The following is a 25,503-nucleotide window of genomic DNA, read 5'->3' on the forward strand; positions in this document are numbered from 1 at the left end:
TTGGCACCGGAAATTCAGCGTGCGCTGCAGTGGGTTTCCAACATGCGGCCATCGCTGGCCGGGTAATTGAGGATGCCGCTGCCGCCTTTTTCATGCCAGCGCAGGTTATTGGCATCGCTCACATCATAGGCACCGGGGCGCGCCGGCGCATTGTGGGCATTGCCGACGGACAAAACTTCCTTGCCGTCCTGATCCATCCCACACCGCTGCGAGCCCACACTCGCCAAGATTTTGAACAGACTTTGAAGCAGCTTGCATCCATCACCGCGCCGTGGACGTCTGCGGGTGTGGGTGGTTGTCTTGGCCGAGGCCCGTGGCTGATGCACAGGGTTGCCGCAATACTGAATCCCAGCAAGTGCGCCAGGCATTCCAGGCAACAAAAAAGCCGCTGACGGATGGACAGCGGCTGCGCGAAACAGTGAATTTGATGATGGTGCCCAGGAGAGGACTCGAACCTCCACGGAGTCGCCCCCGCTAGCACCTGAAGCTAGTGCGTCTACCAATTTCGCCACCTGGGCACTTCAGGAAAGCGCGCATTCTAATGCAAAACGTAGTCCCTTGCGCGCTCGTTGCGTAAAAATTTGGTTGGGCATGAGCGGGCCCTATCGAAGCCTGGAACCAGGCGGAGAAGGTAGGCAAAACAAAAGCCACTCATCGGAGTGGCTTGGGGCTGCTGTTTTGTCGTTACACTTGGTGCCCAGGAGAGGACTCGAACCTCCACGGAGTCGCCCCCGCTAGCACCTGAAGCTAGTGCGTCTACCAATTTCGCCACCTGGGCACTTCAGGAAAGCGCAAATTGTAATCCAAAAAAACTGGATCTGAATTGAACAAATCCCATTTGATGCAAGAAATCATCGGCACCGTACAAGGCCGACGCGAAGGACACGGGTTCATAACGCCCGATGATGCTTCCGACGATATTTATCTCCCCCCCGAGGCCATGCGCCAACTGGTACACCGCGACAGAGTGCGCGCGCGCGTCGTGCGCTTGGATCGCAAGGGCCGCCCTGAGGGCCAGGTGCTGGAGATTCTCGAGCGGCCCACCAAGACCATCATTGGCCGCCTGCTGCAGGAAAGCGGCGTCTGGCTGGTGGCGCCCGAAGACCGGCGCTACGGTCAGGATGTGATCGTGCCCGATGCGGCTACGGCCCATGCCCAGGTGGGCCAGGTCGTGGTGGTGGAGCTGACCGAGCGCCCCACACTGCACGGCCAGCCCGTGGGCCGGATTGTCGAGGTGCTGGGCGATGCCGACGACGCCGGCATGGAGATCGAGATCGCGGTGCGCAAGTACGAAGTGCCGCATGCATTTTCCGAACCCTGCCTGAAGGCGGCGGCCAAGCTGCCGGCCACGGTGCGCGCCGCCGATCGCAAGGGCCGTATTGACCTGCGCGACGTGCCGTTGATCACCATCGACGGCGAGGATGCGCGCGATTTCGACGATGCCGTCTATTGCGAGCCCGCGCGCGTGGGCCGTGGCAAAGGCTGGCGCCTGCTGGTGGCCATTGCCGATGTCAGCCACTACGTGCCCTCGGGCGGGGCCATTGACGCTGATGCGTTCGAGCGCGCCACCAGCATTTACTTCCCGCGCCGCGTCATCCCGATGCTGCCGGAAAAGCTCTCCAACGGCCTGTGCTCGCTCAACCCCGGCGTGGATCGCCTGTGCATGGTGTGCGACATGCTCATCACGGCCAAGGGCGAGCTGCATGCCTACCAGTTCTATCCGGCGGTGATGCACAGCCATGCGCGCATGACCTATACCCAGGTGGCCGACATCCTGCTCAACACCCGTGGCCCGCTGGCGCAACAGTACCAGGGCTTGGTGCCCGAGCTGCTCAATCTGCACGGCGTTTACCAGGCGCTGCTGGCAGCGCGCAAGCAGCGCGGCGCAGTCGATTTTGAAACCACCGAAACCCAGATCGTCTGCGACGACAACGGCCGCATTGCGCAAATCCTGCCGCGCACGCGCACCGAAGCGCACCGCCTGATCGAGGAGGCCATGCTGGTGGCCAACGTCTGCGCGGCCGACTTCGTGCAAGGCGCAGCTGGCCATTTGGCGCTGTACCGCGTACACGAAGGCCCGACGCCCGAGCGTCAGAATGTATTGCGCGCCTACCTCAAGGCCATGGGCATTGGCTTGAATATTGGCGATGACCCCAAGCCACAGGACTTCCAGGCCATTGCCGAAGCTACCAAGGACAGACCCGACGCGCAGCAGATCCACACCATGCTGCTGCGCGCCATGCAGCAAGCCATCTACACCCCGCACAACAACGGGCACTTTGGCCTGGCCTTCGATGCCTATGCGCACTTCACCAGCCCGATCCGCCGCTATCCGGACCTGCTGCAGCACCGTGTCATCAAGGCCATTCTCGCCGGCGGGCAATACCAATTGCCGGCCATCCCGCAAGCAGACTCCGTGACGCAGCAGTTCCGCCAGAAGCTGGCGGCCATGGTGGCGCCGCCCACCCAAGGCGTGCAGCAAGAGGCTGCCAAGAGCCAGGCCAAAGGCGCGGCGCGCCAAGGCCGGGGGCGCAAAAAGGCCGCCCTGCCCGATGCCCAGCGCATGCAGGTCTGGGAGCAGGCTGGCCTGCACTGCAGTGCCAGTGAGCGCCGCGCCGATGAGGCCAGCCGCGATGTGCAAGCCTGGCTCAAGTGCCAGTACATGCGTGAGCACCTGGGCCAGGTCTTTGCCGGAACCGTTTCGGCAGTCACCAGCTTTGGTCTGTTCGTCACGCTGGACGCCATGTACGTCGATGGCCTGGTGCACATCGCCGAACTGGGCAGCGATTACTTCCGCTATGACGAGGCGCGCCAGGAGTTGCGCGGCGAGCGCACCAGCCAGCGCTATGGCATTGGTTCGCGGCTGCAGGTACAGGTCAGCCGCGTCGATCTGGATGCGCGAAAGATCGATTTCGTGCCGGTCATCGACGACCCGACTGGCAAAGGCGATGTCGGCCCAGGCCATGCTGCGACTGCGGCCCTGCTGCGCCCGCGCCGTGCCTCGCGCCGCAATGCGCAGGGCCAGGGCGCAGGCCAGGCCGATGACTGGCAGGCCAGCGCTGCGGCGCAGCGCCGCGCCAGCCGCCACCAGGCGGGCGATGCCGGTAGCCGCAAAAGCAGCCGCCGCAAAGACGCGGCCCGCAAAAGCCGCAAGCGTTGAGCGGCAGGGCGAGACCCTCTGGCAAAAGGGCTGTGCGAGTCGCAGCGCCTGAGTGTGCGCTGCGCCTTGCATCTGCGGCTTTTGCCTCGAAAAACCGCTTCGCAAACCGAATCTCGAACGCCTCTCTGAACACGCTCTAGAACAGCGCGGCGACGGCAGCGATGCGGGCGGCCTGGATGTGGGCACCGATTTGCGGGCCTTGCAGGCCCTGGCGCGCTGCTTGGGCGGCGATGGGGGCGGTATCCACTGATTGCGCGGCCTGCAACGCTGCCAGCAGTCGCGGGCGCTGTGGATAGGCTGGGGCGATGGCGTCTGCAGCTGCGCTTTGCGAAGGCTGGGGCAGGGCGGCATCGGCCTGGGCCATGCACTCGCAGGCCCACAGTGCCAGGGCGAAGCGCTCCGGGCGGCGCAGTGCGTCGCAGCGCTCCAGCAGGGCAATGGTGTGCGCCGCATCGGCATACAGGCTGGCGTCGATGGCCTGGCGTTGACGGGCCAGCAGCAGCGCCAGTTCGCGCAATTCGGTGGGCACTTTCAGGCGGGTGGCCATGGCCTGGGCCTCGGCAGCGCCGGGCGTGCCGTGTGGGGCGGGGCCGTACAGCAGGCAGGCGTAGCGCACGGCCAGCGGGGCCTGGGCGCGTACGGCCGCGGCCAGCGCCTGCAGAGCGGGGGGGATGGGGCTATGCGCAGGGGGCGGCTGGCCCCAGCGCTGCGCCAGTTCGGGCAGCACTACGGCCAGTGCGCCGCAGTCGTGCAGTACGGTGAACATGCGCAGCGGTGCGTGCTCCATCAGCCCACGGGCCAGCTCTTGCCAGACGCGCTCGGGCACCAGGTGGGCGGCCTCGCCAGCTTGCACCATGCCGCGCATCAACGCCATGGTGTCCTCGGCGATGCTGAAATCGGCAAAGCGAGCGGCAAAGCGCGCCAGGCGAAGAATCCGCAGCGGGTCTTCAGCGAAGGCTGCGCTGACGTGGCGCAGCCGCTTGCGCTGCAGATCGGCGCGGCCGCCGTAGGGGTCCACCCACTCCTGCCGGCCATCGGCCAACTGGCGCATGGCGATGGCGTTGATGGTCAAATCGCGCCGGGCCAAGTCCTGCTCCAGCGTGACGCTGGGGTCTGCGTAGACGGTAAAGCCCTTGTAGCCGCGGCCGCTTTTGCGCTCGGTGCGCGCCAGGGCGTATTCCTCATGGGTTTGCGGGTGCAGGAAGACCGGGAAGTCCTTGCCCACTGGCGTAAAGCCCTGGGCGCTCATCCATTGGGGCGTAGCACCGACCACGACCCAATCGCGGTCTTGCACGGGGCGCCCCAGCAACTGGTCACGCACAGCGCCGCCGACCATGTAGATGCGTGGGGTTGGCGCATCGCTGGCAGCCTGGCTCTGGCGGTGGGTCATGGCGGGCGTGGCTGGGGGCTTCAGTCGCCGTGCGCGCCGCTGGCCTGTACGCGGTAGGGCTCTTCGGAGACGACGAAGTCGTGCTCGGCCAAGGCATCCTCAATCCAGGCTGCCACGCCAGGGCAGGCACAGATGGCTTGTGCGTAGCCGCGCACGGTGTCGCTCACCGGCAGGGCGTAGGTTTGCACGCGCATGACCAGCGGGGCGTAGAAGGCATCGGCGATGGTGAAGCGTTCGCCGAACAGGAAGGGGCCATGGTGGTTGCGCAGCAGCTCGCCGCACAAAGCCTCGATGCGTTGCATGTCGCGGCGCAGTGCGGGCTTGTCGCGCCAGGCGATGGCGCCGGCCTCGGGCAGGTGCGCCTCGATGTTCATTGGCAAGGTGCTGCGCAGGGCAGTAAAGCCGGTGTGCATTTCGGCGCAGATGCTGCGTGCCCGTGCACGCTGCGCAGTGTGCTCTGGCCACAGGTGCCGCTGGGGAAAGCGCTCGGCCAGGTATTCGACGATGGCCAGCGAATCCCAGATCACCAGGTTGCCATCGACCAGCACCGGCACCTTTCCGGCCGGGCTGATGTGCGAGATGGTTTTCTTGAACTCCGAATCGGGCGCGAAGCTGTCAAAGCGCAGCTTCACTTCGCGGAAGGCGATGCCGTGCTCGCGCATCAGCACCCAGGGGCGCATGGACCAGGACGAGTAGTTCTTGTTGCCGATGTAGAGCGTCAGCGCGGTGGCGGGTGCGGTCATGGGCGTCTCTCTCCTGCTGGGTGAATCGTTGTGCGGATGGCGGCGGGGCGGGCGCAAGGCTTCAGGTTCTTACACGGGCCAGACCACACCGTTGTCGTTGAGGATGGCGTCGAGCGGAATGTCGTGCGGCTCGGGTTCGAAGTCTTCGACGAAGCCTTCGGTATAGCCCAGGCCGACGGTGAACGGGCGTGGCTTGAGCGCTGCCAGCGTGCGGTCGTAGAAGCCCCCGCCGTAGCCCAACCGATAGCCGCCTGCGCCGTAACCCACGCAGGGGATGAACAGCAGGTCAGGCTCCAGAATGTCCGTGTCCTTGGGCTTGGGGATGCCGTAGGCATCTTCCTCCATTGGGCAGCCTGGGTACCAGGCGTGAAAGCGCAGCGTCTTGTGGGTCTTGTCCACCACGGGCAAGGCGATGCGGCGCATCATCGGCGCGTCCAGCAGCTCGCCATCTTCCTTCCAGCGATGCAGCGCCGGCAGCGGATCGAACTCGCCCTTGATCGGCCAGTACGCGCCGATAACCAGCTCGGGGCGATCCACCAGCCAGATGCGCATGACCTGCTGCAGCTGCGCATTCTTCTCGATGCGGCTGGCCATATTGACCCGCCGCTGCACCAGAGTTCTCCTCAGCGTGGCTTTGTCCATTTCATAATTCCCAGCATGCGATCGACCACCATTCTGACACCACTTTGCGCCGCTCTGGCCCTGCTGGCAGCCGCTGCCACAGGCCCGGCGCAGGCCCAGCCGCAGCCTACGGCCAGCACCGCCCCGCAGGCGTCGTCGCGCGCCGGCGATCAGGCCATTTTGGAGATGCGCCAAGCCTACACGGCAAAGAATGGCGTGCGCTTGGCCCAGCTCTTGCCCAGCGTGCAAGGCCATGCGCTGGAGGGCTGGGGCGCGTACTGGGAGCTCAGCCACCGCCTGCGCGATGCCGAGCGGCGCGAGGTCGACGCCTTCCTGGCGCGCTACCGCGGCAGCTACGTTGAAGACCGGCTGCGCAACGACTGGCTGTTGCTGCTGGGCCAGCGCCGCCAATGGGCCGAATTCATGCACTATGCCCAGGGCTTTCGCATGCAGGACGACCCCCAGGTCAAATGCTATGAGCTGCTGATCAGCGACATCCAGGGGCGTGCCGCGCCCGCCGCGCCCCAGCAGGTGCTGTCGCTGTGGTGGGGGCAAAACCGCGCCGACGACGGCTGCACGCACGCCGTGCAAGAGTTCTTCGCCGATGGCCGCATCAAGCCCCAGGAGGTCTGGCAGCGCGCCCGCATTGGCGCGCACCACAACCGCCCGGCCGTGGTGCGTGCGGCCGTGGCCATCGTCGCGCCAGCCTCACTGGCGCATGTGGACAGCGCCATGGGCAAGGCCGCAGCCTTCCTGGGCCATCGCAGCACCGCCAGCGACCCGGCGCGGCGCGCCCTGGTGCCGCTGGCCCTGGCGCGCCTGGCCAGCAGCGATGCCGCCGTTGCCGCCGCACAAATGCAAAGCCAATGGGCCGCGCACATGAGCCCGGCCGAGCGCGACTTCGTCTGGGGCGCCATCGGCCGCTGGGCCGGCATCCGTCTCGCGCCGCAAGCGCAGGGCTACTTCGCGCAGGTGAAAAATCCGCGCAACCTGCTCGATGAGCAACTGCACTGGAAGGCCCGTGTGGCCTTGCGCTTTGGCCAATGGCCGCAGGTGGCGCGCGCCATCGACGCCATGAGCGTCGATGACCAACAGTCGCCCACCTGGGCCTACTGGCGCGCGCGCGCGCTACAGGCCACCGGCCGGGCCGAGGACCAGGCCAGCGCGCAGCGCCTCTTGCAAAGCATCGCCGGCACAACTAACTTTTACGCCCAGCTGGCCTACCAGGCACTGGGCGGCAAAGTCGGCATCGCGCCAGAGCCCGCCGCCCTCACCGAAGCCGAGAAAGCCCGCGCGCGCACCAACCCTGGCCTGCTGCGTGGCATCTACGCCATCAGCATTGGCCTGCGCAGCGAAGGCGTGCGCGAATGGAACTACACCACCAACCTGCACGAGCGCGGCGGCATGAACGACCGCGACCTGCTGGCCGCCGCCGACTTGGCCTGCCGCTACGAAGTCTGGGATCGCTGCATCAACACCAGCGAGCGCACGCGCGACTTCATGAGCTTTCGCCAGCGCTATCCCATGCCCTTCAAGGACGACGTGGTGCGCCGCACGAAGGAAATCCAGCTCGATCCGGCCTACGTCTACGGCCTGATCCGCCAGGAAAGCCGCTTCATCATGGACGCGCGCTCCAGCGTTGGCGCCTCGGGGCTGATGCAAGTCATGCCCGCCACCGCCCGCTGGACGGCCAAGCGCATCGGCCTGGAGGACTTCAAGCCCAGTGATCTCAACCACAAGGACACCAACATCGCCATCGGCACGGCTTACCTGAAACTGGCGCTGGACGAATTTGCCGGTTCCATGCCATTGGCCGCTGCTGCCTACAACGCCGGCCCAGGGCGGCCGCGCAGCTGGCGCAACGGCCCGGTGTTGGAGACAGCCATCTGGGCGGAGAACATCCCCTTCAACGAAACGCGCGACTACGTGCAAAAAGTGCTGGCCAACGCCACCGTCTACGGCGCCATCCTCAGTGGCCAGCCACAATCGCCCAGCCTGCGCCTGGGCCCTCACATCGGCCCACGCCAGGAGGGCGACCCAGCGGCGATTGCCGATCTGCCGTGATCGGTGAGCGGGCCTCCGGTGCGGCCAACTCGCTTGCAGCCAGTTGGCTTGACCAGTGCCTGGAGCAAGCCGAGCACGAAAAAACAACGGCCCAGCGGTGTATTGCCTGCTGGGCCGTTGCCTTGTGAGTTAGTAGGGAATCGAAGAGCGCGTGTCATCAGCGCAGCGCGCTCAAGTCACCTGCAGGCTGCCCTTGGCGGCCATCAGCAGGTCGATGACGTCCGGGGCGGTGATGATGTCGTAGCCGGGGGCCATGTCGCTTTCCTGCAGACCGTTGTGCAGCATGCAGGATTTGCAGATGGCGACGCGGCCACCCAGTTCGAGAAAGCTGCCCAGCAGGGTGGGCACGGGCTCGAAGGGGGCGCCAATGTCCATGCCTTCGGTGGCTTTGGGCTTGCCCAGTGTCACGCCTTCGGCCATCAGGATCAGCGTGGCGCTGTGGCCTTTCTTGAGTGCGTTGACGGCCATGGTGAAGGCCACGGTGACTTTGTCCGGGTTGCTGTGACCGTCGAACAGGGTGGCGACGAAGTCGGTGGTTTGCATGGGTTACTCCTTGAGGTGGTACTGCTTGAAGGCCTGTTCAAAATCTTGAGCAGGCCCTGGGCTCAGGCTGCGCGCAGCTGCCGGAACCAGCCGGCGATGCTGTAGCAGACGATGGTCGTGCCGATCATGCCCAGCAGGTAGACCAGGCCGATGATCAGCCAGTCGATGGCGCCGCCGGGGCTGGTGGTGCCCGAGGATGCGACCTGGAACATGAGCGCCACGGCCAGCGCGCCGCCGAGCAGGCCCAGGAATTGGCAGGCCACCAGGCGCGCGGGTGCCAGGCGGCGCTCGCGCAGCAACAGCAGCAGGAAGGCCAGTGTGCCCAGGATGCTGATGAGGGGCAGGGCGATCAGCAGGGGCGCGCCCAGCATTTCCTGCAGCACGGCCCACACGGAGGAAAAATCCAGTTCTTTCATGTGTTGTTCTCCTTGTCGTTGACGCGCGCTCAGACCTGGCCGCGCAGCATGCTGATGTAGGTGGGTTTGAGGGCGGTGGTCTTGAGCACCCAGCTGGCCCAAAGCTCCTCCAGCGGGGCGATGACGCCAGGGAAGGAGGGCAGCAGGTTGTTCTGGTAGTCGAACTCCACCAGCATGGCGCGGCCCAGGCGGGTGACCAGAGGGCAGGAGGTGTAGCCGGTGTAGAGGGATTTGCTGGTGGTGCCGGCCATTTCGGCCACGGCGTGGTCAACGGCCACGGGCACTTGCCATTTGACGCTGGCGGCCGTCTTGCCTTTGGGTACGCCGGCAATGTCGCCCACGCCGAAGACGTTGGGGTAGCGCACGTGGCGCAGCGTGCCCTTGTCCACTTCCATCCAGCCATCCTTGGCCCACTTGCCTTCCTGCCAGGGCAGGGGGCTGTTGCGCACGGCGTCAGGCGCCTTCATCGGCGGGACGACGTTGATGAAGTCGTATTGCAGCTCGGTTGTGCCCTCGGTGGTGTTGAAGGTGGCAATGCGGCGGCCCGGGTCGATGGACTTGAGCGAGCGCTCGTAATTGACCTGCACGCCGCGCTCCTGGAACAGCATGCGCACTTTTTCAGCCACCACGGGCACGCTGAACAAGGCCTTGCTGTGGGCGTTGTAAATCAGCTGCGAGCGCCCGCGCACGCCACGGCGGCTGAGGTAGTCCTCCACCAGGAAGGTGTATTTCAGCGGCGCGCCCGCGCACTTCATCTCCGAGGCTGGACGCAGGAACACGCCCACGCCGCCTTTTTGCGTGAAGCGGTCCATCTCACGCCAGGTGGCAAATGCACCTTGCGGGCTGTGGTAGATGCTACCGATGCCCTCGCGGCCGATCAGGCTCTCGTCCATGCCCTCAATGGCAGCGTAGTCCAGCACCAGGCCGGTGGTGACGAACAGGAAGTCATAGGCAAAGCTCTTGCCCGAGTCGGTCACCACGCGGTTGCCCTCGGGGTCGATCTCGGCCACGCGCTCTGCCACCCATTCCACACCTTTGGGAATGTATTCGGCCGTGGTCGAGACTGGGTAGTTTTCCGGCTTGATGCCGGCGGCCACCAGCGTGTAGCCGGGCTGGTAGAGGTGCTGCTTGCGCGGGTCGATGATGGTGATCTTGGCGCCATCGAGCGCTGCAGCCAGGCGCGAAGCGCTGGCCAGGCCGGCCGCGCCCGCGCCTGCGATGACGATGCGCGCGCTGGTCTTGACCTTGGCCGGTGCGGCCTGCGCGCCGCTGGCGGGCAGCAGACTCAGGCCCGCACCTGCCAGGCCCAGCGAAATCAGCTCGCGGCGGTTCAATGCGGATTGTTTTTCTTCAGTCATTGACAGAGTTCCTTGTGTTGAACGGAGGGGGTGGCAGGCTAAGGGCCTGTTCAAAGTCTTGGCCGCCCCAGCGGGCAAAAAAGTACGGCCTTGACCGGTCTGCGGCGTTGTGCGCCTTACAGTCCGTCCAAAAACCGTACCGGCAGCCTTGGCGGCGAAATCCTGAGCAGGCCCAAGGGCATGGCATGAGGCCCTGTTCAATATTCACACCGGGATGTGCAACAAGGCCCCAAGGCCTGCTCTTTGGCAGCCAGAGGGGAAAAATTTGCGGGCGCTATTGTGTCTGCTGCCTGGGCAGCCAAACCCCAGTCGCGCCGCTTTCTAGGGTTAGCCCCAGGTAACGGAGCAAGGCAGCGCCCACGCCATTGCCTGGATCACATGGTCTTGGGCGGGAACTTGCTGTACCACAGGCCATAGACCGTGCAGGCGGCGCAGAAGCCCACAGCCCAATCCAGCGTGGTCAGCACCATCACGGCAATGCAGGGCACTTGCCACATCGGGCTGCCCAGGTAGGCCAGCAGCAGCGAGACGGCGCTGGCGATGAACAGCAGCTTGTTGGCAAACATCTTGGCGCCGGCGTTCTCCTTCTTGCCGCCCCAGCCGCGCGCCTCGAACAGCTTGGCCCACACGCGATGCGAAGGGCACTTGTAATGGCCGATGAAGCCGCGCACCAGGCCCTGCACCATGGGCACGGCCATCAGCCAGGGCGACCACAGCAGCGCCGCGCCGCAAAACAGGAAGTTGACGAAGGATTCCCAGCGTGTGACGTGGGACCAGACAGGGGGTAGATCAAAGCGAAGCATGGCAAAACCTCTGCAAAATGGGGATACACGAATGCATCGCCCCGCAGCAGGCGCAGAGGGTGTTGAGATTGGGTGTTGTGGCAGTGTTTTCGGTCAAAAAGCCACAAATGCTGCGTTTTCGCTTTTTACTTGCGACTTTTTCATCGAAAACCGCTTCGCCAACCAAATATCAACATCCCCCTCATGAGCGCGCCGCCACGGGGGTGGCATGATATTACATGTTTTTTGAATATTTCTGCCTTTAGCGCAGGCAAAAATCAGCGCTGCTCTGTCCATCGCGCGTCTCGGGCGTGCACGATCTACCAGAAAATCGCAGCGCTCCCAGCGGAGGCTGGAGGGACCTGGCGGATGGCTGCCCACTTTTTTTGAGGAAACACACCATGACTTTGCATCCCTTTTCCCAGGCGGCCAGCCGCCGCCAGGCCCTGGCTGTGCTGGCTGCTGCTGGGCTGGCTTCTTCCTGGCTTGCGGGCGCTGTGCTGGCGCAGGAGAAGTACCCGGCCCGGCCGGTGACGCTGGTGGTGCCGCAGGCCGCCGGCGGCGCCAACGATGTGTTGGCGCGCGTGCTGGCGCAGCGCCTGGCCGAGCAATTGGGCCAGAGCGTGGTGGTGGACAACCGCCCTGGCGCGGGCGGCACGCGCGCCACCGCCGCCTTGAGCCGCACGCGCGGCGATGGCTACACCCTGCTGGTGACGACCGACAGCGCCCAGGTCATCGCCCCGGCCCTGTACAAAAACCCAGGCTTTGATCCCGAGAAGGATTTCATGCCCGTGGCGCCCATTGCCCGCGCCGGTTACGTGCTGGTGGCGCACCCGGACTTTGGCGCCAACGACATGGCCGGCCTGATCGCCCTGGCCAAGGAAAAGCCGGGGCATTACGCCATTGCCTCGGCGGGCAATGGCACGCTGAACCATTTGATGGCCGCACTGTTGCAAAAGGCCGCAGGCATTGAATTGCTGCACGTGCCGTACAAGGGCTCGGCGGCCGCGGCGACCGATGTGGTGAGCGGGCAGGTGCCGCTGTCGGTGCAAAGTCTGCCTTCGGTGATGGGCTTCGTGCAGTCGGGCAAGCTGAAAGTGCTGGGCGTGGTCAACCCTGAGCGCACGCCGGCGCTGCCCGATGTGCCCACCATCAATGAAACCCTGCCAGGATTTGGCGCTGCGCCCTGGTATGCGCTGTTTGCCCCAGCCGGTACGCCCGAGCCCATCGTCACGCAATTGCAGGGCGAGGTGCAGCGCGCGCTGGCGCACCCGCAGATGCTGGAGAAGCTGGGCGCCTTGGGTTGCGAGCCGTTTGTGGGCACGGCGGCGGATTTGGGGCAGCTGGTGCGCAGCGATCGTGAGCGCTGGGCCAAGGCAGTGAAAGAGACGGGCGTGACCATCGATTGAGTGGCGCTGGTGTGGCGCTGGCAGAAGGGGCGGGCTTTGCCCGGCCCTGGCGCGTGCGCTTACGACGCCGCAGGCGCCGCAGACGCTGCGCCTTGGCCCAGGCAGGCCAGCACGGCCGCCAGGGTCAGCGGGGCGGTGTCAGCGCGCAGTGTCCGGGGGCCCAGGCCAATGGGGTGGAATTGGTGCTGGCGCGCCAGTTGCTCTTCAGCTTGGCTGAGGCCGCCTTCTGGGCCGGAGAGCACGCACAGGCTGCGTGGCCCACTGGAGTGAGGTGAAGCTGTTGCGGCACTGGCCTGTGGCAGCAGTTGTTGTTGCGCCAGCCATTGCGCCAGCGGCGTGGCGTCCGGCGCCAGGCTGAGCAGCAGGCGCGTGCCAGGCAGGGCAGGGTCGCGCAGCAGCTGGGCCAGCGTAGTGGGCTCGGCAATGGGGGGCACGCGGTTGCGGCCGCATTGCTCGCAGGCGGCAATGGCGATGCCTTGCCAGTGGGCGCGTTTTTTGTCGGCGCGCTCGCCCTTGAGGCGCAGCACGCTGCGCTCGGTCATCACCGGCAGGATGCTGGCCACGCCCAGTTCGGTGGCTTTTTCTATCAGCCAGTCCATGCGTTCGTTGCTGGGCATGCCCACGGCCAGGTGCAGGGCCAGGGCGTTTTCGCGCGGGCGCTGGGTCTGGCCGTCGATGCGCACCTGTACGTGGCTGCGGCCCATGGCGGTGATGGTGGCCTGGTATTCGCTGTGGCTGTCCGCGTCGGCGCCGGGGAACAGGCACAGTGCTTGGCCGGGCTGCATGCGCAGCACCTGCACATGGCGCACGGCGCGCGCAGGCAGGGCCAGCTCAGCGCCGGGCGTCAGCGGCTCGGGCACGTGGATGCGTGGGGCGGTGGCGCTCATGGGCGGTTCGAACAGACTCTTACATCCGACCGAAGGAAAAGGCCTCGGTCTGTGGCGTTTGCTCGATGGCATCAACCAGGCGCAGCAGCGGCCGCAGCTCGCGGTAGCGGCTGGCGGTGCTGCGGATGTGGTGGATGAAGCGCGGCGTGTCGGCCAGGTACTGGGGCTTGCCGTCACGCAGCGTCAGCCGCGCAAAGATGCCGGCGACCTTGAGGTGGCGTTGCAGGCCCATCCACTCCACGGCGCGGTAGAACTCGCCAAAATCGCTGGCCCAGTCCGGCCGCGCGGCCAGCAGGCCGGCCTGGCGCGCGCGCTCCCAGTAGCGCACGGCCAGGTCGATGACGAAGTCCTCCTCCCAACTGTGGAAGGCATCGCGCAGCAGGCTGGCCAGGTCGTAGGTCAGCGGGCCGCGCAGCGCGTCCTGGAAGTCCAGCAGCCCGCTCAGGCGCGCGGGCGCGCCGGCCTCGGCCGGGGCCACCATCAGATTGCGCAGCATGTAGTCGCGGTGCACGAAAACGCTGGGAGCCTGCAGGTTGTGCGCCACCAGGGTGTCGAACACGCCCTGCAGCTGCTGGCGCTGTGCGTCGCTGAGCTGCACCTGGCGGTGTGCGGCGATGTACCAGTCAGGGAACAGTTGCAGCTCGCGCTGCAACACGGCGGCGTCGTAGGCGGGCAGGGCATCGGGCCGGGCGCGGGTTTGCATTTGCACCAGCCAGTCCAGCGCCTGCAGCATCAGCGGCTGGGCGCGCTCGGGGGCGTAGTCCGGCGCCAGGTGTTGCAAGGCGGTGTGTTGGCCCAGGTCGTTCATCAGCAAAAAGCCGGCGGCTTCGTCCACGGCCAGCAGCTCGGGCACGGCCAGGCCGGCCTCGCGCAGCAGCGCGGCGCTGGCCAGAAAGGGCGCCAACGGCTCCTTGTCCGGCGGGGCGTCCATGATGACGCGGCTGCGCCCGGCGGCGTCCTGCACGCGCAGATAGCGCCGGAAGCTGGCATCGGCCGAGGCGTGCCGCAGGCTGGCGGGCAGCAGCTGGTGCTCGGCGGCAGTGCGCTCCAGCCATTGCTGGAACAGTGCCTGGCGGGCCGGATCGGGCCAGGCGATGGGGGTGCTGGTGTCAGTCATGGGCGGCGATTGTAGGGATGCTGGGCATGCGCCGCAGCGCTGATGTCGCGCCGTTTCGTGCAAGGCGTGCACAGGCCCTGCTGGTATATTCGCGCCTTTGTTTTTGACGCTGCAACGCCGGGCTGCGGCCCGCACGGGATACAGGGGATTTTTGTGACACACGCCGCCGTGCCTGCGCGGCAGCGCCTGCGAGGCGTTGCTGGCGCCTTGTCTGCCGCTGTTGCGGTGCTGACATCTGCGGCCCATGCGCAGGCTGTATCGCCACAGCCGGCCGGGGCGGGCGATTGGAATGGCCCGCTGCGTGCGCCGCTGCAACTGCAGGGCACGGCGCAGCTGCAGGAGCAGGTGCCGCCCGAGCAGGCTTCGCGCCGCCCGGTGCATCTGAGCGGTCAGTCCATCGAAGGCAGCCAGAGCGGGCCGGTGCGTGTGCGCGGCAATGCCCGGCTGCGGCGCGCCGATGCGCTGATCCAGGCCGATGAGCTGCATTACGACCAGGCCAGCCAGACGGCCACGGCCAGCGGCCAGGTGCAGATCGAGGCCGACAGCGGCAGCTACCGGGGCAGCGCCTTGCAGCTGAACGTGCAGACCTATCAGGGGCATTTCGACGATGTGCGCTACCAGCTGCGCGAAAACCGGGCCCACGGCCAGGCGCGGCGCGTGGATTTCCTCGACCGCGAGCGCTACGTGGTGCACGAGGGCGACTACACCACCTGCCAGCGCAGCGAGTACGACCCCGACTGGCGCCCGGCCTGGCGCATCCGCGCGCGCGAGCTGCGGCTGGATCGCGTGGCCGATGTGGGCGTGGCGCGCGGCGCGGCGCTGGAGTTCATGGGCGTGCCGGTGCTGCCCGTGCCTTACTTGAGCTTTCCGCTGTCGGATCGGCGCAAGAGCGGCCTGCTGCCGCCCACGCTGGGGCTGGACAGCGTCTCGGGCCTGCAGTACACGCAGCCCTTTTACTGGAACATCGCCCCCAACCGCGATGCCACGCTGAGCCCGACGCTGATGGCGCGTCGCGGCATCGACCTGGGCGGGCAGTTTCGCTATCTGGAGCGCAGCTTCAGCGGCGAGCTGGCGGCGCGCTACATGCCCAGCGACCGGCTGCGCGATCGCGACCGCTGGAGCATGGCCGCGCGCCACCGGCACACGCTGCATTCGCCGCTGGGCGACATCCAGCTGGGCGCGCAGCTCAACCGCGTCAGCGACAACGACTACTGGCGCGACTTCCCGCGCAGCGGCTACGGACTCAACGAGCGCCTGCTGCCCAGCGAGCTCAACGCCAACTGGCAGCGGGGCGATTGGCAGCTGAGGCTGCGCGCGCTCAAGTGGCAGACGCTGCAGGATGCGGACGCCATCATCCTGCCGCCCTACGACATGCTGCCGCAGCTGAACCTGCGCTACCAGCCCTGGGCGCTGGGCCACGGTCTGGATCTGCATGTGGAGTTCGACAGCACGCGCTTTCGCGCGGATCGCGACTTTGCCGCCCAGCTGACCGACGGCCAGCGCAGCTACGCGCTGGCGCGCCTGAGCCGGCCCTGGGTGGCGCCGCAAGGCTTCATCACGCCGGCCGTGCAGTTGCATGCCAGCCAGTACCGCTTCGATGCGCCGCTGCCTGGCGGCCTGCGCCGCCACAGCCGAGTGCTGCCCACCTACAGCCTGGATGCGGGGCTGGTGTTCGAGCGCGAGCTGCGCTGGCTGGGGCGCGATCTGCTGCAGACGCTGGAGCCGCGCGCCTTCTACACCTACACGCCTTACCGCGACCAAAGCATGCTGCCGATGTACGACACGGCAGAGCTGGACTTCACCTTCGCCAGCATCTATGCGCCCAACTCCTTCGTCGGCCACGACCGCATTGCCGACGACAACGTGCTGACGCTGGGCCTGAGCTCGCGCTTTCTGGGCGCTGGCGATGGCGCCGAGCTGGCGCGGCTGAGCATCGCCCAGCGCCTGCGCTTTGAAGACCAGCGCGTGACCGCGCCGGGCGTGGCGCCCTACACCGCGCGCTGGTCCGACATCCTGCTGGGCGGCGCGGTCAACTGGTCGCCGCGCTGGGCCAGCAGCGGCATCATCCAGTACAACCTGGACGAGCGCCGTACGGCGCGCTACACGCTCACCGGCCACTACAAGCCCGGCGATTACCGTGTGCTGAGCATGGGCTACCGCATGAAGGCCGACGCCAGCAAGCACGCCGAGCTGGGCTGGCAATGGCCGCTGGCCTGGTGGGGCGATGTACCCGGCCAGGGCGGGCGCTGGTACAGCGTGGGCCGGCTCAACTACAGCATGCGCGACAAAAAGCTCGTCGATACCGTGGTTGGCGTGGAATACAACGGTTGCTGCTGGATTGGCCGCGTGGTCGTCGAGCGTCTGCAAAACAGCGCGCGCAACGCCAATACCCGCTTGCTGCTGCAGCTGGAGCTGGCTGGTATCTCGCGCATCAACATTGGCTCCAACCCGTTAAACTCGCTGCGCAATCACGTGCCCTACTACCAGGAAATCCGCCCGCAAAGCCTGCCGCCAGCGAGCCGCTTCAGCGAGTACGGCCAGTGATTCGGGCCGCGCCGCCATCGTCTGCCACTGCCTGCCGCTGCCCGCTACTGTGACCGCCAGCCGGCGCTGAGCGCACTTTGCACCGCCGCATGCGCCGCCCCGGTCTTTCCCCCATCTCCTCTTGCCATGGCCTGTTGATGATGACCGACCAGCCCCGCTCCCTGCCGCGTCTTGCCCCTCCCCGCGTACACCATGCCCCCGCCAGGGCGCGCCTTCTGCCCAGGCTGCTGAGCTTGGCTGCGTGCTGGCTGGGCGCAGCGGCTTTGCTGCTGCCCAGCGCCCAGGCCCAGGGCCTGCGCATGCCAGGCGCCAGCGGCAGCGGCTTGCAAATGGGCGGCATGGCCGGAAGCGCCAGCGCTGGCCGCCAAAGCGGGCCGGCGCCATTTGCCAATGATTTGCGCGATGCCGCCTCCAACGCAGTGGCCTCCTCGGCTGGTCAGGCATCGGGCGGCCAGCGCCAGGCCGACTTCATCGTGGCCCTGGTCAACTCCGAGCCCATCACGCATGTGGAGCTGCAAAACCGCATGCAGCGCGCGCGCGCCGTGCTGGCCCAGCAGGGCCAGGCGCCCAGCGAATCGGTGCTGCGTCAGGAAGTGCTCAACCTGCTGATTGCCGAGCGCCTGCAATTGCAGGAAGCCAAGGAAAGCAAGCTGCAGGTCGATGACTACACGCTTGACCAGGCCGAGCAAAACGTGGCCGAGCAAAACGGCGTCAGCCTGGCTGCCATGCACCAGGAACTGGCCGCAGCCGGCATTGGACGGGCGCAGTTCCGCAACCAGCTGCGCAACCAGATCATGCTCATGCGCGTGCGCGAACGCGCTGTCGAAGCGCGCGTGCGCGTCAGCGACCAGGAGCTGGACCGCTACCTGCGCGAGCACCCCATCGACGCCGGCCAACAGCTGCCAGATGCCATCAACCTTGGCCATGTGCTGGTGATCGTGCCTGAAAAGGCCACGCCCGCGCAGCAGGCCCAGTACAAGCAGCGCATCGAGCAGGCCGCCAGCCAGCTGGCCCAGGGGCGTGACTTTGCCGAGGTCGCGCGCGAGTTCTCCGACGCAGGCGAGGCCAGCCGTGGCGGCGAGCTGGGCCTGCGCCCGGTGACGCAATACCCGGAACTGTTCCTGCAGGCCACCGAAGGCCGCGCCATTGGCGAAGTGGCCGGGCCGATCCGCTCGGGCGCGGGCTACCACCTGCTCAAGGTGCTCGAACGCCAGGCCGGCGGCGCGGGCATGGTGGTGCAAAACCATGCACGCCACATCCTCATCAAGCCCGCGCCAGGCCGCAGCGCGCAAAGCGCCGGGCAGATGCTGCAGGAAATCCGCCAGCGCGTCGTGCAAGGCGGGGAGGACTTTGCCGTATTGGCGCGTGAGTACTCCGAAGACGGCAGCGCCGCCCAGGGGGGCGACCTGGGTTGGGCCGGGCCGGGCATGTTCGTGCCCGAGTTCCAGGCCGTGCTCGATGAGCTGCAGCCCGGCGACATCAGCCAGCCGGTGGTCTCGCGCTTTGGCCTGCACCTGATCCAGCTGCTCGACCGGCGCCAGCGCAAGGTCAGCCAAAGCGAGCTGCGCGAAATGGTGCGCGGCGAAGTGCGCGAGCAAAAAGTGCAGGAGGCCTTCGTCAAATGGATCGACGGCTTGCGTGCGCGCGCCTTCATCGAAATGCGCGACGAGCCCGTGCGCGACTAGGGCAGCGCAACTTGTCCCCAAAGGAGCGCTCCATGCGCCACATCCCTCGCAAGCGCTTTGGCCAGCACTTTTTGATCGACGACGCCGTCATTGCGCGCATCGTCTCGGCCATCGACCCGCAGCCCCAGCAGGCCGTGGTCGAAATCGGCCCGGGCATGGCTGCGCTGACGGCGCCACTGCTCGAGCGTCTGCCGCGCCTGACCGTCATCGAACTCGATCGTGACCTGGTGGTGCGCCTGCGCCTGAACCCGCGCCTGCACGTTGTGGCCAGCGACGTGCTGCAGGTGAACTTCACCGCGCTGGCCCAGCAGCTGGGCGCGCCGCAGCAGCCAGCGCGGCTGCGCGTGGTGGGCAACCTGCCCTACAACATCTCCTCGCCGCTGCTGTTTCACCTGCTGGGCGCCATCGATGTGGTGCAGGACCAGCACTTCATGCTGCAAAAAGAAGTCATCGACCGCATGCTGGCCCAGCCCGGCAACTCTGCCTTTGGCCGCCTCTCGGTGATGCTGCAATGGCGCTATGCCATGGAGCGCATCCTGGACGTGCCGCCAGCGGCCTTTGACCCGCCGCCCAAGGTGGACAGCGCCGTGGTGCGCATGGTGCCGCGCAGCGACTGGGCGCGCGTGCCCCAACCCCTGCTGGAGGAGCTGGTCAAGACCGCCTTCAGCCAAAAGCGCAAGCTGGTGCGCCACACCCTGGGCAAATGGTTGCAGGCGCGCGGCTTTGCCGGGCCATTCGACCTGCAGCGCCGCGCTGAGGAAATTCCGGTGCATGAATACACCGCATTGGCTGCGCAGTTGGCCGCACAACAGGCCGATCCGCAGCCTGGCGCCACCGAGCAGGCATGAAAAAGCCCTGCCAAAGCAGGCCTTGGCAGGGCTTGAGGTCAAAGACTTGAAGCAGCCTAGCTGGCTGCGATGGCCTTGATTGACTTACTGCGCGGGCGGAATGCGCAGCTTCTGGCCCGGATAAATCTTGTCCGGATGGCTGAGCATGGGCTTGTTGGCCTCGAAGATCTGCGGGTACTTGTTGGCATCGCCGTAGTACTTCTTGGCAATGGCCGAGAGCGTATCGCCCTTGACCACGTCGTGGTACTGCGCTTCGGGCTCGGGGTTTAGCACCGTCATCTGGTTATCCACCTCCGTAACCTGGGCCACGTTGCCGCAGCACAGCGTGACCTTTTCCAGATCCTGCTGAGTCTGTGCCTGGCCCTTGACCGTGACCTTGCCCGAGGCGCTGTCGAACGCTACCTGCACATCGCTGACGTTGAGCTTCTGCGAGGCAATGTAGGCCTCGATGGCCTTGGCCGCCGTGGCGTCGAGCGTGCCCTGGGCTGCATTGCCGCTGTCAGCGGTTTCGGCCTTGGCAGCCTGACCGCCAAACAGCCTCTCGCCAGCCTCTTTAATGAATTTGAACAGACCCATGGTGTTCACTCCTTGAATAACGAAAAGAAACGGCCCGCACTGGGCAAAAGCCAAACCCGCCGCCAAGGCGGCGGGCAACAACTGCCGTATGCGGGGCTGGGGGCAGTGTAGCGTTTTTGCTAAGCCCCGTGTTTTCAGGGCGCGGTTATGATCGGCGCCCGCTGCTGCCCGCCCCCTGGGCGGGTTTTTTCTGGCCCTGCGCCTGCGCCAAGTCTTGGCCGTGTTGGCCTGTTTGTGTTTTTCCCCATGCCCTTTCTTGCAATCGATATTGGCAACACCCGGCTCAAATGGGCGCTGTACAGCCAGGCGCGCTGGGGCGCCAGCCTGTTGGCGCAGGGCGTGGAGTTCCTCGACCATGTGGACCGCCTGTCCGAAAACCACTGGGCCAGCCTGCCTGCGCCCAGCATGATGCTGGGCTGCGCCGTGGCCGGTGATGCGGTGCGCTACCGCGTCATGGAGCAGTTGGAAATCTGGGACGTGGAGCCCGCCTGGGTGCACGCCAGCCGCGAAATGGCCGGCCTGGTCAACGGCTACGACCACCCAGGCCGCCTGGGCGCAGACCGCTGGGTGGCCATGATCGGCGCGCGCAACCGCATGCTGGCGCGCGGCCAGTGCAAGCCGCTGATCGTGGTCATGGTTGGCACGGCTGTGACGGTCGAGGCCATCGACGAGCGCGGCCACTTTCTTGGCGGCCTGATCCTACCCGGCCACGGCATCATGCTGCGCGCGCTGGAATCGGGCACAGCCGGGCTGCACGTGCCCACGGGCGAGGTCTGCCCCTTCCCGACCAACACCAGCGATGCGCTCACCAGCGGCGGCACCTATGCCATTGCCGGCGCAGTCGAGCGCATGATCCAGCATTTGCAGCAGCGCACCGGCCAGGAGCCGCTGTGTATCATGACCGGCGGCGCAGGCTGGAAGATGGCGCCCAGCATGACGCGCCCCTTCGAGCTGGTCGAAAGCCTGATCTTCGACGGCCTGTTGGCCATCGCCCAGCAGCGCGCCGAGGCAGCGCGCGGGGCGGCTGGTTGACAAACCCGGCGGCAGGGCAACAATGTCCGCCATGAACCGCTGGCTCCACCTCACTCCGCGTCGCGCCGCAGCCGCCGCTCTGGCGGCCTGTGCCCTGTGCACGGCCACGCTGGCCCAGGCTCAAACCCAGGCCCAGACTCAAGCGCGCGCCCCCATCAAGACCATCGACATCTACGTCAGCCCCTATTACGAGGCGGCTGCGCAGCAGGGCGGGCGCCCGCGCGTGGCGGTGTTTGCGCCGCTGGATGCGCTGCTTTCCTCCAGCGCGCGCAAGGATGTTGAGCGCGCTCGCGATGCCATTGCCAAGGAGCCAGGCAGCCTGACGCCCATGACCTTGATGGTGCTGGCCATCCGCCTGTACGACGTGGGCCTGCGCGATGAGGCGGTGTTTTGGTTCTACGCGGCCAAGTACCGCTACGTGACGCTGGAGGAGGTGCTGGATTTGGATCACCCGAGCCTGTCGCAAGCCGGCCACGCCTCGCGCAACTTCATGTCGCTGGCTGGTCCCTACATCAACAGCTACGCCTTTTGCGACCTGGACAAGCAGCAGCGCCTGCTGCGCCAGAGCATCGCCTGGACGCAGCAGCACCCCTATGCTGCACTGTGGATGGAGCAGCTGCCGGCGCGGCCTGGCGATCGCCGGCAGAACTTCGCCAAAAGCCTGCAAGGCATCCGCGACGCGGCCCAGCAGGAGCAGGATTACCTGGCCGACCCCAAGCGCCGGGCCGAGTACCAGGCCCAGCGCAAGGCCCGGCATGTGGACGAGCAGTTCTGCTGGAAGGATTGAGGGCTCAGCCTGGCCGCATCTGTAAAAGCAACGCCCCTGCACATGGCAGGGGCGTTGCTTTTGCGCGGTCGCAAGTCACTGCTGCAGCACGCTGCGCAGCGCCTCGAAGGCGCTGTCCGAGCCTTTGAAGGCATTGACTGGCGAGAGAGAGAACGGGTTGGCGCGGCGCTCGACGGGCCGCTGCTGCCAGACGGGCTCCAGGAAGAATGAGAAGAACGCCGCGCCGCTGCGCCGGTGCAGCTCCAGCGTCTCGTGCATTTGCCCGGCGCTGATGGGCTTGAGCGGGTGGAACTCGGTGATGCCGTAGCTGCGATGGCCTTGCAGCAGCAGGCCGTCGATGAAGTCGCGGCGCATGCCCGGCTCGCCGTACAGGCTCACGCCCAGTTGCAGGCCGGGCAGGGCCTGCAGGCTGTGCTGGATGGCGAATTTCTGCGGATCCCAGCCGGGGTTGGTGTGCGGCACGATCTGGTGCAGGTACAGCTGCGTGTCGGCCAGGCAGCGGTGCTGGCGCAGCTGCGTGGCGAAATGGCGCAGGTAGCGCACCACCTGTTGCTGACGGAAGGCGTGCCATTGCTCGGCCAGTGGGTTGTACAGGTAGTGGCGCTGGCCCAGGGGCAGATCCACATAGGCCTGCAGCTGCGTGGCCGGGGTGGCTGCGGCCGGGATGCTGCGCGGCAGTGCGCCGCCATCGGGGCGGCTGGCGCCCGCTTCGCTGTGGGGGGCGTGGCGGGTGTGGACGTGGATGTGGCGCGTGTCCAGGTGGCGCAGTGCTTGGCCGGGCGTGTGCAGGTAGAAGTCCAGCCGCTGCGGGCCGCTGGGCCAGTGGCGGTAGTCCAGCTGGGTGTGCCAGCCGACGGCGCGGCCGGCAAACTCGGGCCTGGCTTCCAGCACGTCCTGCCGGCCCTGGGCGATGGGCAGGCGCGCCAGCTGCCGGCCATTGGCATAGACGAGGATGCGGCTTTGGGCGTGCTGCGCCCCGTCGGCCAGGTAGGCCCAGCCGCTGACGGGCAGCTGGCCGTGGGCGTAGGCGTCGATGTGGCTGTGCAGGCGCGCGGGCCATTGCGTGGCCCATTGCGCGCGCGGCAGGGTCAGCAGATCGCTGCGCGGCGCGTCGATCTGTGCCCAGTCGGTATAGGCCGAGTGCAGGGCGCGGTTGAGCGCCCGCAGGCTGCCAAAGCGCCGCTGCAGGAACTGGCGGAACTGGGCGACGGAGGCGTCGCTGTAGTCGCTGATGCGGTAGGGCTGGGCGTAACCGGGGTTGGTCTCGAAGTCCGGAAAGAGCTGGTGCACCTCGCCCAGCAGGGTGATGCCGCGCAGCTTGCGCAGCGCCGGCTCGCCCGCTTCGCACAGGGCCTGGGCGACGGCGTTGATGGCCTGGGCGCGGTAATGGCTCAGCGCGTTGTCGGTGCGCGCCACCGACCAGGGGTACAGCGGGCTGCCCAGGTATTGGCTGGCAGGCAGCGGGCCGTCCTGCGCGTGGGCGAGGTTGGCGCTGTCCTGCGCCAGGGCTTGCTCCAGCGGGGCGTGGGCGCTGAAGTGGGTGGAGAACAGGTACAGAATGGCCGGCTGCGGCGCATCGCGCAGCGTGTGCACGAAGCGCTGCACGCGCTCGGGCTGGATGCGCCACTGGCCTTGTGCGTCCTGCGCGAACAGTTGCAGCAGCGGGATGGGCAGCGTGTAGCCCAGCGTGTAACGCTGGCCTGCGGCTGTGCCGGGCTGTGGTTGGGGCAGTTGGGCCAGGGTTTGCTCCACCAGCGCGGCGGCCGATGGTGCCGCGCCGCCGGTGCAGGCCGCTTGCAGGCTTTGCGGCACCGTGGCCTGGGCGCTGCCCGGCAGCACGCAGGTGTCGGTCAGCTCCAGCATTGGCGCCAGCAGCAGCGTCTGGGGCGGCTGGGCCTGCCGGGCCGAGGCCAGCAGGGCGGCTGCGCCCAGCACCAAGGCGCAGCCAAGGCCTGTGCTCAGCAGGGCAAGTGCGCGCATGGGCAATGAATGTCGGCCGGGGCGGCCTCAGGATGTCAGAAGGTCAAAACTCGAAACCGCTGGGTTCGGCAAAGCCCTGCAGGCGCGGCAGGTTGAAATCCCAGGGCGTGCTGCTGTGCAGGCGGCCCTGCTCCTTGCGGATGAGCTGCATGCGCATCACAGGCTCCTGGCCGACGCAGGCCAGCAGGCGGCCGCCTTCGTTGAGCGCACCCAGCAGCTGCTGCGGCACTTCGGCCACGGAGCCGCTGAGCACGATGACATCAAAGCCGCCGGCGGGCAGGCTTTGCGCGCCATTGGCGTGCAGCACCTGCACGTTGGCGCTGCGCTGCTGCTGCAGGTTGGCGCGGGCCAGCTCGGCCATGTCCGGCGCGATCTCCAGCGTCACCACCTCATGGCCCAGCGCGCCCAGCAGTGCGGCCATGTAGCCCGAGCCGGCGCCAATCTCCAGCACGCGCTCGTGGGCCTGCACGTCCAGGGTGTTGAGCATGCGCGCCTCGATCTTGGGCGGCAGCATGCAGCAGTCCGGGCGCGCCAGGGCCTGGTCCTCGGGCAGCAGCGGCACGCTGATGTCCATGAAGGCCAGGCTGCGGTAGGCCTCGGGCACGAAATGCTCGCGCTTGATGCGCGCCAGCGTGGCCAGCACCACGGGGTTGTCCACGTTCCAGGGGCGGATTTGCTGCTCGATCATGTTGAAGCGCGCGGCTTCGTCAGGGTGGGTGAATTCGTGCAGGCGGTTCAGGGGCAGGGTCATCGTGTACTCCGGGCGTGCTGTAGTGGCGCCGCGTTGGGGCGGCGCGGGCCGCCTGGCGCTGGACAGCCCGGCATTTTAGAGCGTGTTATGCACTTTCCGGGGCCTGCGCAAGACCGTCAGCAAGAGCGCAGCTGATGACAGGCGCTCAGTAGCCCGCCTCTTTCTGATGCCGAAAGGCCAGCACGTACACCGCATCGTCGGCCGGTTCGTGGCGGTACAGAGCCACATAGCCTGAGGCCCCGAAGGCAATCACCAGCTCACGCAGCTCGGGCATTTCGGGCAGTGGCCGCCCTATGTCGGGGGCTGTCTCCAGCAGCAGGAATTGCCGCTCAATGGCCTGCCCGGCCCGCCTGGCTGCCTCCGGCACCTTGGCGGCCAGAAAACGCCTGCATCGCTCCAGGCCCTGCACCGCGCCTTCGGTGACGATCACCCGTGGCATTCGGGCATCGCCTGTTCGTCATCGCTGCCCCAGGTGCGCAACCAGGCGCGCACTTGCTGGCCGCGGAGGTGGCGGCCGGTTTCCTGGTAGGCCTCCCAGGAGGCCAGGGCTTCCTGTTGGAAGCGCTCACGGGCTTCTTCGCGCTCGACGTACTGCTCGATGGCTTCGAGCATGATCCAGTGGGGCGAGCGGCGGCGCTGGCTGGCAAGGCGCTGGACGCGGCTTTTGAGCGTGTCGTCGATCTTGAGGGACGTTGCCATGGCGGGCCTTATCACAAATTCACACCGGGCGATGGTAGCCCTTGCACGGCCCTGAGTCCATGGCCGCCAGGGGTGTTGAGGTTTGATTTGCGAAGCGGTTTTTCAACGCAG

23 protein-coding genes and 2 tRNA genes are annotated in these 25,503 nt (G+C 66.8%); 8 read left to right on the forward strand and 17 right to left on the reverse strand.

All coding sequences use genetic code 11. From position 1 onward, the window contains the following. Nucleotides 1-14: 14 nt before the first annotated feature. The 3 genes from CLI93_RS04490 to CLI93_RS04500 all read right to left on the reverse strand — a co-directional run bounded on the left by CLI93_RS04490 (nt 15) and on the right by CLI93_RS04500 (nt 778). Nucleotides 15-197: a hypothetical protein gene (locus tag CLI93_RS04490; RefSeq protein WP_095541818.1), complete on the reverse strand. Its 183-nt coding sequence runs from the start codon at nt 195-197 to the stop codon at nt 15-17. A 234-nt stretch (nt 198-431) separates the two neighbouring features. Then, nucleotides 432-518: transfer RNA gene (locus tag CLI93_RS04495), tRNA-Leu, on the reverse strand. Between the two features lie 173 nt (nt 519-691). Next, nucleotides 692-778 (reverse strand) — tRNA-Leu (locus CLI93_RS04500). A 45-nt stretch (nt 779-823) separates the two neighbouring features. Here CLI93_RS04500 and rnr point away from each other — a divergent pair. Then, the gene (gene rnr / locus CLI93_RS04505; RefSeq protein ID WP_275249250.1) at nt 824-3,160 is read left to right on the forward strand and encodes a ribonuclease R; all 2,337 of its coding nucleotides are present in this window, start codon (nt 824-826) and stop codon (nt 3,158-3,160) included. A gap of 136 nt (nt 3,161-3,296) precedes the next feature. Here the strand turns inward: rnr and CLI93_RS04510 are convergent, their stop codons facing one another. The 3 genes from CLI93_RS04510 to CLI93_RS04520 all read right to left on the reverse strand — a co-directional run bounded on the left by CLI93_RS04510 (nt 3,297) and on the right by CLI93_RS04520 (nt 5,935). After that, nucleotides 3,297-4,550 carry a multifunctional CCA addition/repair protein gene (locus tag CLI93_RS04510; RefSeq protein WP_095541819.1) on the reverse strand — a complete coding sequence of 418 codons (1,254 nt, stop codon included), beginning with the start codon at nt 4,548-4,550 and terminating at the stop codon, nt 3,297-3,299. Nucleotides 4,551-4,570: 20 nt separating this feature from the next. After that, on the reverse strand, nt 4,571-5,293 hold the full coding sequence (locus CLI93_RS04515; protein WP_095541820.1) for a glutathione S-transferase family protein: 723 nt from the start codon (nt 5,291-5,293) through the stop codon (nt 4,571-4,573). Nucleotides 5,294-5,362: 69 nt separating this feature from the next. After that, nucleotides 5,363-5,935 carry a 5-formyltetrahydrofolate cyclo-ligase gene (locus CLI93_RS04520; protein WP_095541821.1) on the reverse strand — a complete coding sequence of 191 codons (573 nt, stop codon included), beginning with the start codon at nt 5,933-5,935 and terminating at the stop codon, nt 5,363-5,365. Between the two features lie 15 nt (nt 5,936-5,950). On the opposite strand from CLI93_RS04520, the gene CLI93_RS04525 reads away from it, so the two are divergent. Continuing rightward, on the forward strand, nt 5,951-7,978 hold the full coding sequence (locus tag CLI93_RS04525) for a lytic transglycosylase domain-containing protein (RefSeq protein WP_095541822.1): 2,028 nt from the start codon (nt 5,951-5,953) through the stop codon (nt 7,976-7,978). 171 nt (nt 7,979-8,149) lie between these two features. Here CLI93_RS04525 and CLI93_RS04530 read toward each other — a convergent pair whose 3' ends face one another. From CLI93_RS04530 to CLI93_RS04545, 4 genes are all read right to left on the reverse strand, one after another. Beyond that, nucleotides 8,150-8,521: a DsrE family protein gene (locus CLI93_RS04530; protein ID WP_095541823.1), complete on the reverse strand. Its 372-nt coding sequence runs from the start codon at nt 8,519-8,521 to the stop codon at nt 8,150-8,152. 62 nt (nt 8,522-8,583) lie between these two features. Continuing rightward, a complete protein-coding gene (locus CLI93_RS04535) occupies nt 8,584-8,937 on the reverse strand; it encodes a DUF5368 family protein (RefSeq protein ID WP_095541824.1) in 354 nt (117 codons plus the stop codon). A gap of 29 nt (nt 8,938-8,966) precedes the next feature. Next, nucleotides 8,967-10,295 carry an NAD(P)/FAD-dependent oxidoreductase gene (locus CLI93_RS04540; RefSeq protein ID WP_095541825.1) on the reverse strand — a complete coding sequence of 443 codons (1,329 nt, stop codon included), beginning with the start codon at nt 10,293-10,295 and terminating at the stop codon, nt 8,967-8,969. 374 nt (nt 10,296-10,669) lie between these two features. Beyond that, nucleotides 10,670-11,098, reverse strand: coding sequence for a DUF4395 family protein (locus CLI93_RS04545; RefSeq protein ID WP_095541826.1), 429 nt, complete (start codon nt 11,096-11,098; stop codon nt 10,670-10,672). 380 nt (nt 11,099-11,478) lie between these two features. Here CLI93_RS04545 and CLI93_RS04550 point away from each other — a divergent pair, with 380 nt between their 5' ends. Beyond that, entirely contained in the window at nt 11,479-12,486 is a 1,008-nt protein-coding gene (locus CLI93_RS04550) for a Bug family tripartite tricarboxylate transporter substrate binding protein (RefSeq protein ID WP_095541827.1), read from the forward strand. Between the two features lie 59 nt (nt 12,487-12,545). On the opposite strand, the gene CLI93_RS04555 is transcribed toward CLI93_RS04550, so the two are convergent. Next, nucleotides 12,546-13,373 carry a 16S rRNA (uracil(1498)-N(3))-methyltransferase gene (locus CLI93_RS04555; protein ID WP_095541828.1) on the reverse strand — a complete coding sequence of 276 codons (828 nt, stop codon included), beginning with the start codon at nt 13,371-13,373 and terminating at the stop codon, nt 12,546-12,548. 19 nt (nt 13,374-13,392) lie between these two features. Next, nucleotides 13,393-14,490, reverse strand: a complete 1,098-nt coding sequence (locus CLI93_RS04560) for an aminoglycoside phosphotransferase family protein (protein ID WP_095541829.1) — start codon at nt 14,488-14,490, stop codon at nt 13,393-13,395. Nucleotides 14,491-14,643: 153 nt separating this feature from the next. Here CLI93_RS04560 and CLI93_RS04565 point away from each other — a divergent pair, with 153 nt between their 5' ends. The 3 genes from CLI93_RS04565 (at nt 14,644) to rsmA (ending at nt 19,567) form a co-directional block, all read left to right on the forward strand. Further along, nucleotides 14,644-17,034 (forward strand): LPS-assembly protein LptD, encoded by a 2,391-nt coding sequence (locus CLI93_RS04565; protein WP_238945754.1) that lies wholly within the window; start codon nt 14,644-14,646, stop codon nt 17,032-17,034. A gap of 233 nt (nt 17,035-17,267) precedes the next feature. Next, on the forward strand, nt 17,268-18,719 hold the full coding sequence (locus CLI93_RS04570; RefSeq protein WP_238945755.1) for a peptidylprolyl isomerase: 1,452 nt from the start codon (nt 17,268-17,270) through the stop codon (nt 18,717-18,719). A gap of 32 nt (nt 18,720-18,751) precedes the next feature. Beyond that, nucleotides 18,752-19,567: a 16S rRNA (adenine(1518)-N(6)/adenine(1519)-N(6))-dimethyltransferase RsmA gene (gene rsmA / locus CLI93_RS04575; RefSeq protein WP_095541831.1), complete on the forward strand. Its 816-nt coding sequence runs from the start codon at nt 18,752-18,754 to the stop codon at nt 19,565-19,567. 84 nt (nt 19,568-19,651) lie between these two features. On the opposite strand, the gene lysM is transcribed toward rsmA, so the two are convergent. Beyond that, the gene (gene lysM / locus CLI93_RS04580; protein ID WP_095541832.1) at nt 19,652-20,143 is read right to left on the reverse strand and encodes a peptidoglycan-binding protein LysM; all 492 of its coding nucleotides are present in this window, start codon (nt 20,141-20,143) and stop codon (nt 19,652-19,654) included. Between the two features lie 246 nt (nt 20,144-20,389). Between lysM and CLI93_RS04585 the strand changes: the two genes are divergently transcribed. Next, a complete protein-coding gene (locus CLI93_RS04585; RefSeq protein ID WP_095541833.1) occupies nt 20,390-21,175 on the forward strand; it encodes a type III pantothenate kinase in 786 nt (261 codons plus the stop codon). Nucleotides 21,176-21,206: 31 nt separating this feature from the next. Continuing rightward, nucleotides 21,207-21,962, forward strand: coding sequence for a hypothetical protein (locus CLI93_RS04590; RefSeq protein ID WP_095541834.1), 756 nt, complete (start codon nt 21,207-21,209; stop codon nt 21,960-21,962). 75 nt (nt 21,963-22,037) lie between these two features. Here the strand turns inward: CLI93_RS04590 and CLI93_RS04595 are convergent, their stop codons facing one another. The 4 genes from CLI93_RS04595 to CLI93_RS04610 form a co-directional block, all read right to left on the reverse strand. Beyond that, nucleotides 22,038-23,942, reverse strand: coding sequence for a hypothetical protein (locus tag CLI93_RS04595; RefSeq protein ID WP_095541835.1), 1,905 nt, complete (start codon nt 23,940-23,942; stop codon nt 22,038-22,040). 43 nt (nt 23,943-23,985) lie between these two features. Continuing rightward, on the reverse strand, nt 23,986-24,693 hold the full coding sequence (locus CLI93_RS04600) for a protein-L-isoaspartate O-methyltransferase family protein (protein WP_095541836.1): 708 nt from the start codon (nt 24,691-24,693) through the stop codon (nt 23,986-23,988). 145 nt (nt 24,694-24,838) lie between these two features. Beyond that, nucleotides 24,839-25,132, reverse strand: a complete 294-nt coding sequence (locus CLI93_RS04605) for a type II toxin-antitoxin system RelE/ParE family toxin (RefSeq protein ID WP_095541837.1) — start codon at nt 25,130-25,132, stop codon at nt 24,839-24,841. Further along, nucleotides 25,120-25,392 (reverse strand): CopG family ribbon-helix-helix protein, encoded by a 273-nt coding sequence (locus tag CLI93_RS04610; protein WP_095541838.1) that lies wholly within the window; start codon nt 25,390-25,392, stop codon nt 25,120-25,122. Before CLI93_RS04610 ends, CLI93_RS04605 begins: the two co-directional genes overlap by 13 nt. Between the last annotated feature and the right edge of the window lie 111 nt (nt 25,393-25,503).

Source organism: Vandammella animalimorsus (assembly GCF_002288875.1).
Taxonomy (GTDB): domain Bacteria; phylum Pseudomonadota; class Gammaproteobacteria; order Burkholderiales; family Burkholderiaceae_C; genus Lampropedia; species Lampropedia animalimorsus.

What these genes read in the sequence shown, in the direction of transcription:
- CLI93_RS04490 (WP_095541818.1), bottom strand. Translation starts at nt 197, where the DNA reads ATGGATCAGGACGGCAAGGAAGTTTTGTCCGTCGGCAATGCCCACAAT.
- CLI93_RS04520 (WP_095541821.1), bottom strand. Translation starts at nt 5,935, where the DNA reads ATGGACAAAGCCACGCTGAGGAGAACTCTGGTGCAGCGGCGGGTCAAT.
- lysM (WP_095541832.1), bottom strand. Translation starts at nt 20,143, where the DNA reads ATGGGTCTGTTCAAATTCATTAAAGAGGCTGGCGAGAGGCTGTTTGGC.
- CLI93_RS04560 (WP_095541829.1), bottom strand. Translation starts at nt 14,490, where the DNA reads ATGACTGACACCAGCACCCCCATCGCCTGGCCCGATCCGGCCCGCCAG.
- CLI93_RS04600 (WP_095541836.1), bottom strand. Translation starts at nt 24,693, where the DNA reads ATGACCCTGCCCCTGAACCGCCTGCACGAATTCACCCACCCTGACGAA.
- CLI93_RS04525 (WP_095541822.1), top strand. Translation starts at nt 5,951, where the DNA reads ATGCGATCGACCACCATTCTGACACCACTTTGCGCCGCTCTGGCCCTG.
- CLI93_RS04515 (WP_095541820.1), bottom strand. Translation starts at nt 5,293, where the DNA reads ATGACCGCACCCGCCACCGCGCTGACGCTCTACATCGGCAACAAGAAC.
- CLI93_RS04535 (WP_095541824.1), bottom strand. Translation starts at nt 8,937, where the DNA reads ATGAAAGAACTGGATTTTTCCTCCGTGTGGGCCGTGCTGCAGGAAATG.
- CLI93_RS04555 (WP_095541828.1), bottom strand. Translation starts at nt 13,373, where the DNA reads ATGAGCGCCACCGCCCCACGCATCCACGTGCCCGAGCCGCTGACGCCC.
- CLI93_RS04590 (WP_095541834.1), top strand. Translation starts at nt 21,207, where the DNA reads ATGAACCGCTGGCTCCACCTCACTCCGCGTCGCGCCGCAGCCGCCGCT.
- CLI93_RS04530 (WP_095541823.1), bottom strand. Translation starts at nt 8,521, where the DNA reads ATGCAAACCACCGACTTCGTCGCCACCCTGTTCGACGGTCACAGCAAC.
- CLI93_RS04610 (WP_095541838.1), bottom strand. Translation starts at nt 25,392, where the DNA reads ATGGCAACGTCCCTCAAGATCGACGACACGCTCAAAAGCCGCGTCCAG.
- CLI93_RS04540 (WP_095541825.1), bottom strand. Translation starts at nt 10,295, where the DNA reads ATGACTGAAGAAAAACAATCCGCATTGAACCGCCGCGAGCTGATTTCG.
- CLI93_RS04605 (WP_095541837.1), bottom strand. Translation starts at nt 25,132, where the DNA reads ATGCCACGGGTGATCGTCACCGAAGGCGCGGTGCAGGGCCTGGAGCGA.
- CLI93_RS04585 (WP_095541833.1), top strand. Translation starts at nt 20,390, where the DNA reads ATGCCCTTTCTTGCAATCGATATTGGCAACACCCGGCTCAAATGGGCG.
- CLI93_RS04550 (WP_095541827.1), top strand. Translation starts at nt 11,479, where the DNA reads ATGACTTTGCATCCCTTTTCCCAGGCGGCCAGCCGCCGCCAGGCCCTG.
- CLI93_RS04595 (WP_095541835.1), bottom strand. Translation starts at nt 23,942, where the DNA reads ATGCGCGCACTTGCCCTGCTGAGCACAGGCCTTGGCTGCGCCTTGGTG.
- CLI93_RS04545 (WP_095541826.1), bottom strand. Translation starts at nt 11,098, where the DNA reads ATGCTTCGCTTTGATCTACCCCCTGTCTGGTCCCACGTCACACGCTGG.
- rsmA (WP_095541831.1), top strand. Translation starts at nt 18,752, where the DNA reads ATGCGCCACATCCCTCGCAAGCGCTTTGGCCAGCACTTTTTGATCGAC.
- CLI93_RS04510 (WP_095541819.1), bottom strand. Translation starts at nt 4,550, where the DNA reads ATGACCCACCGCCAGAGCCAGGCTGCCAGCGATGCGCCAACCCCACGC.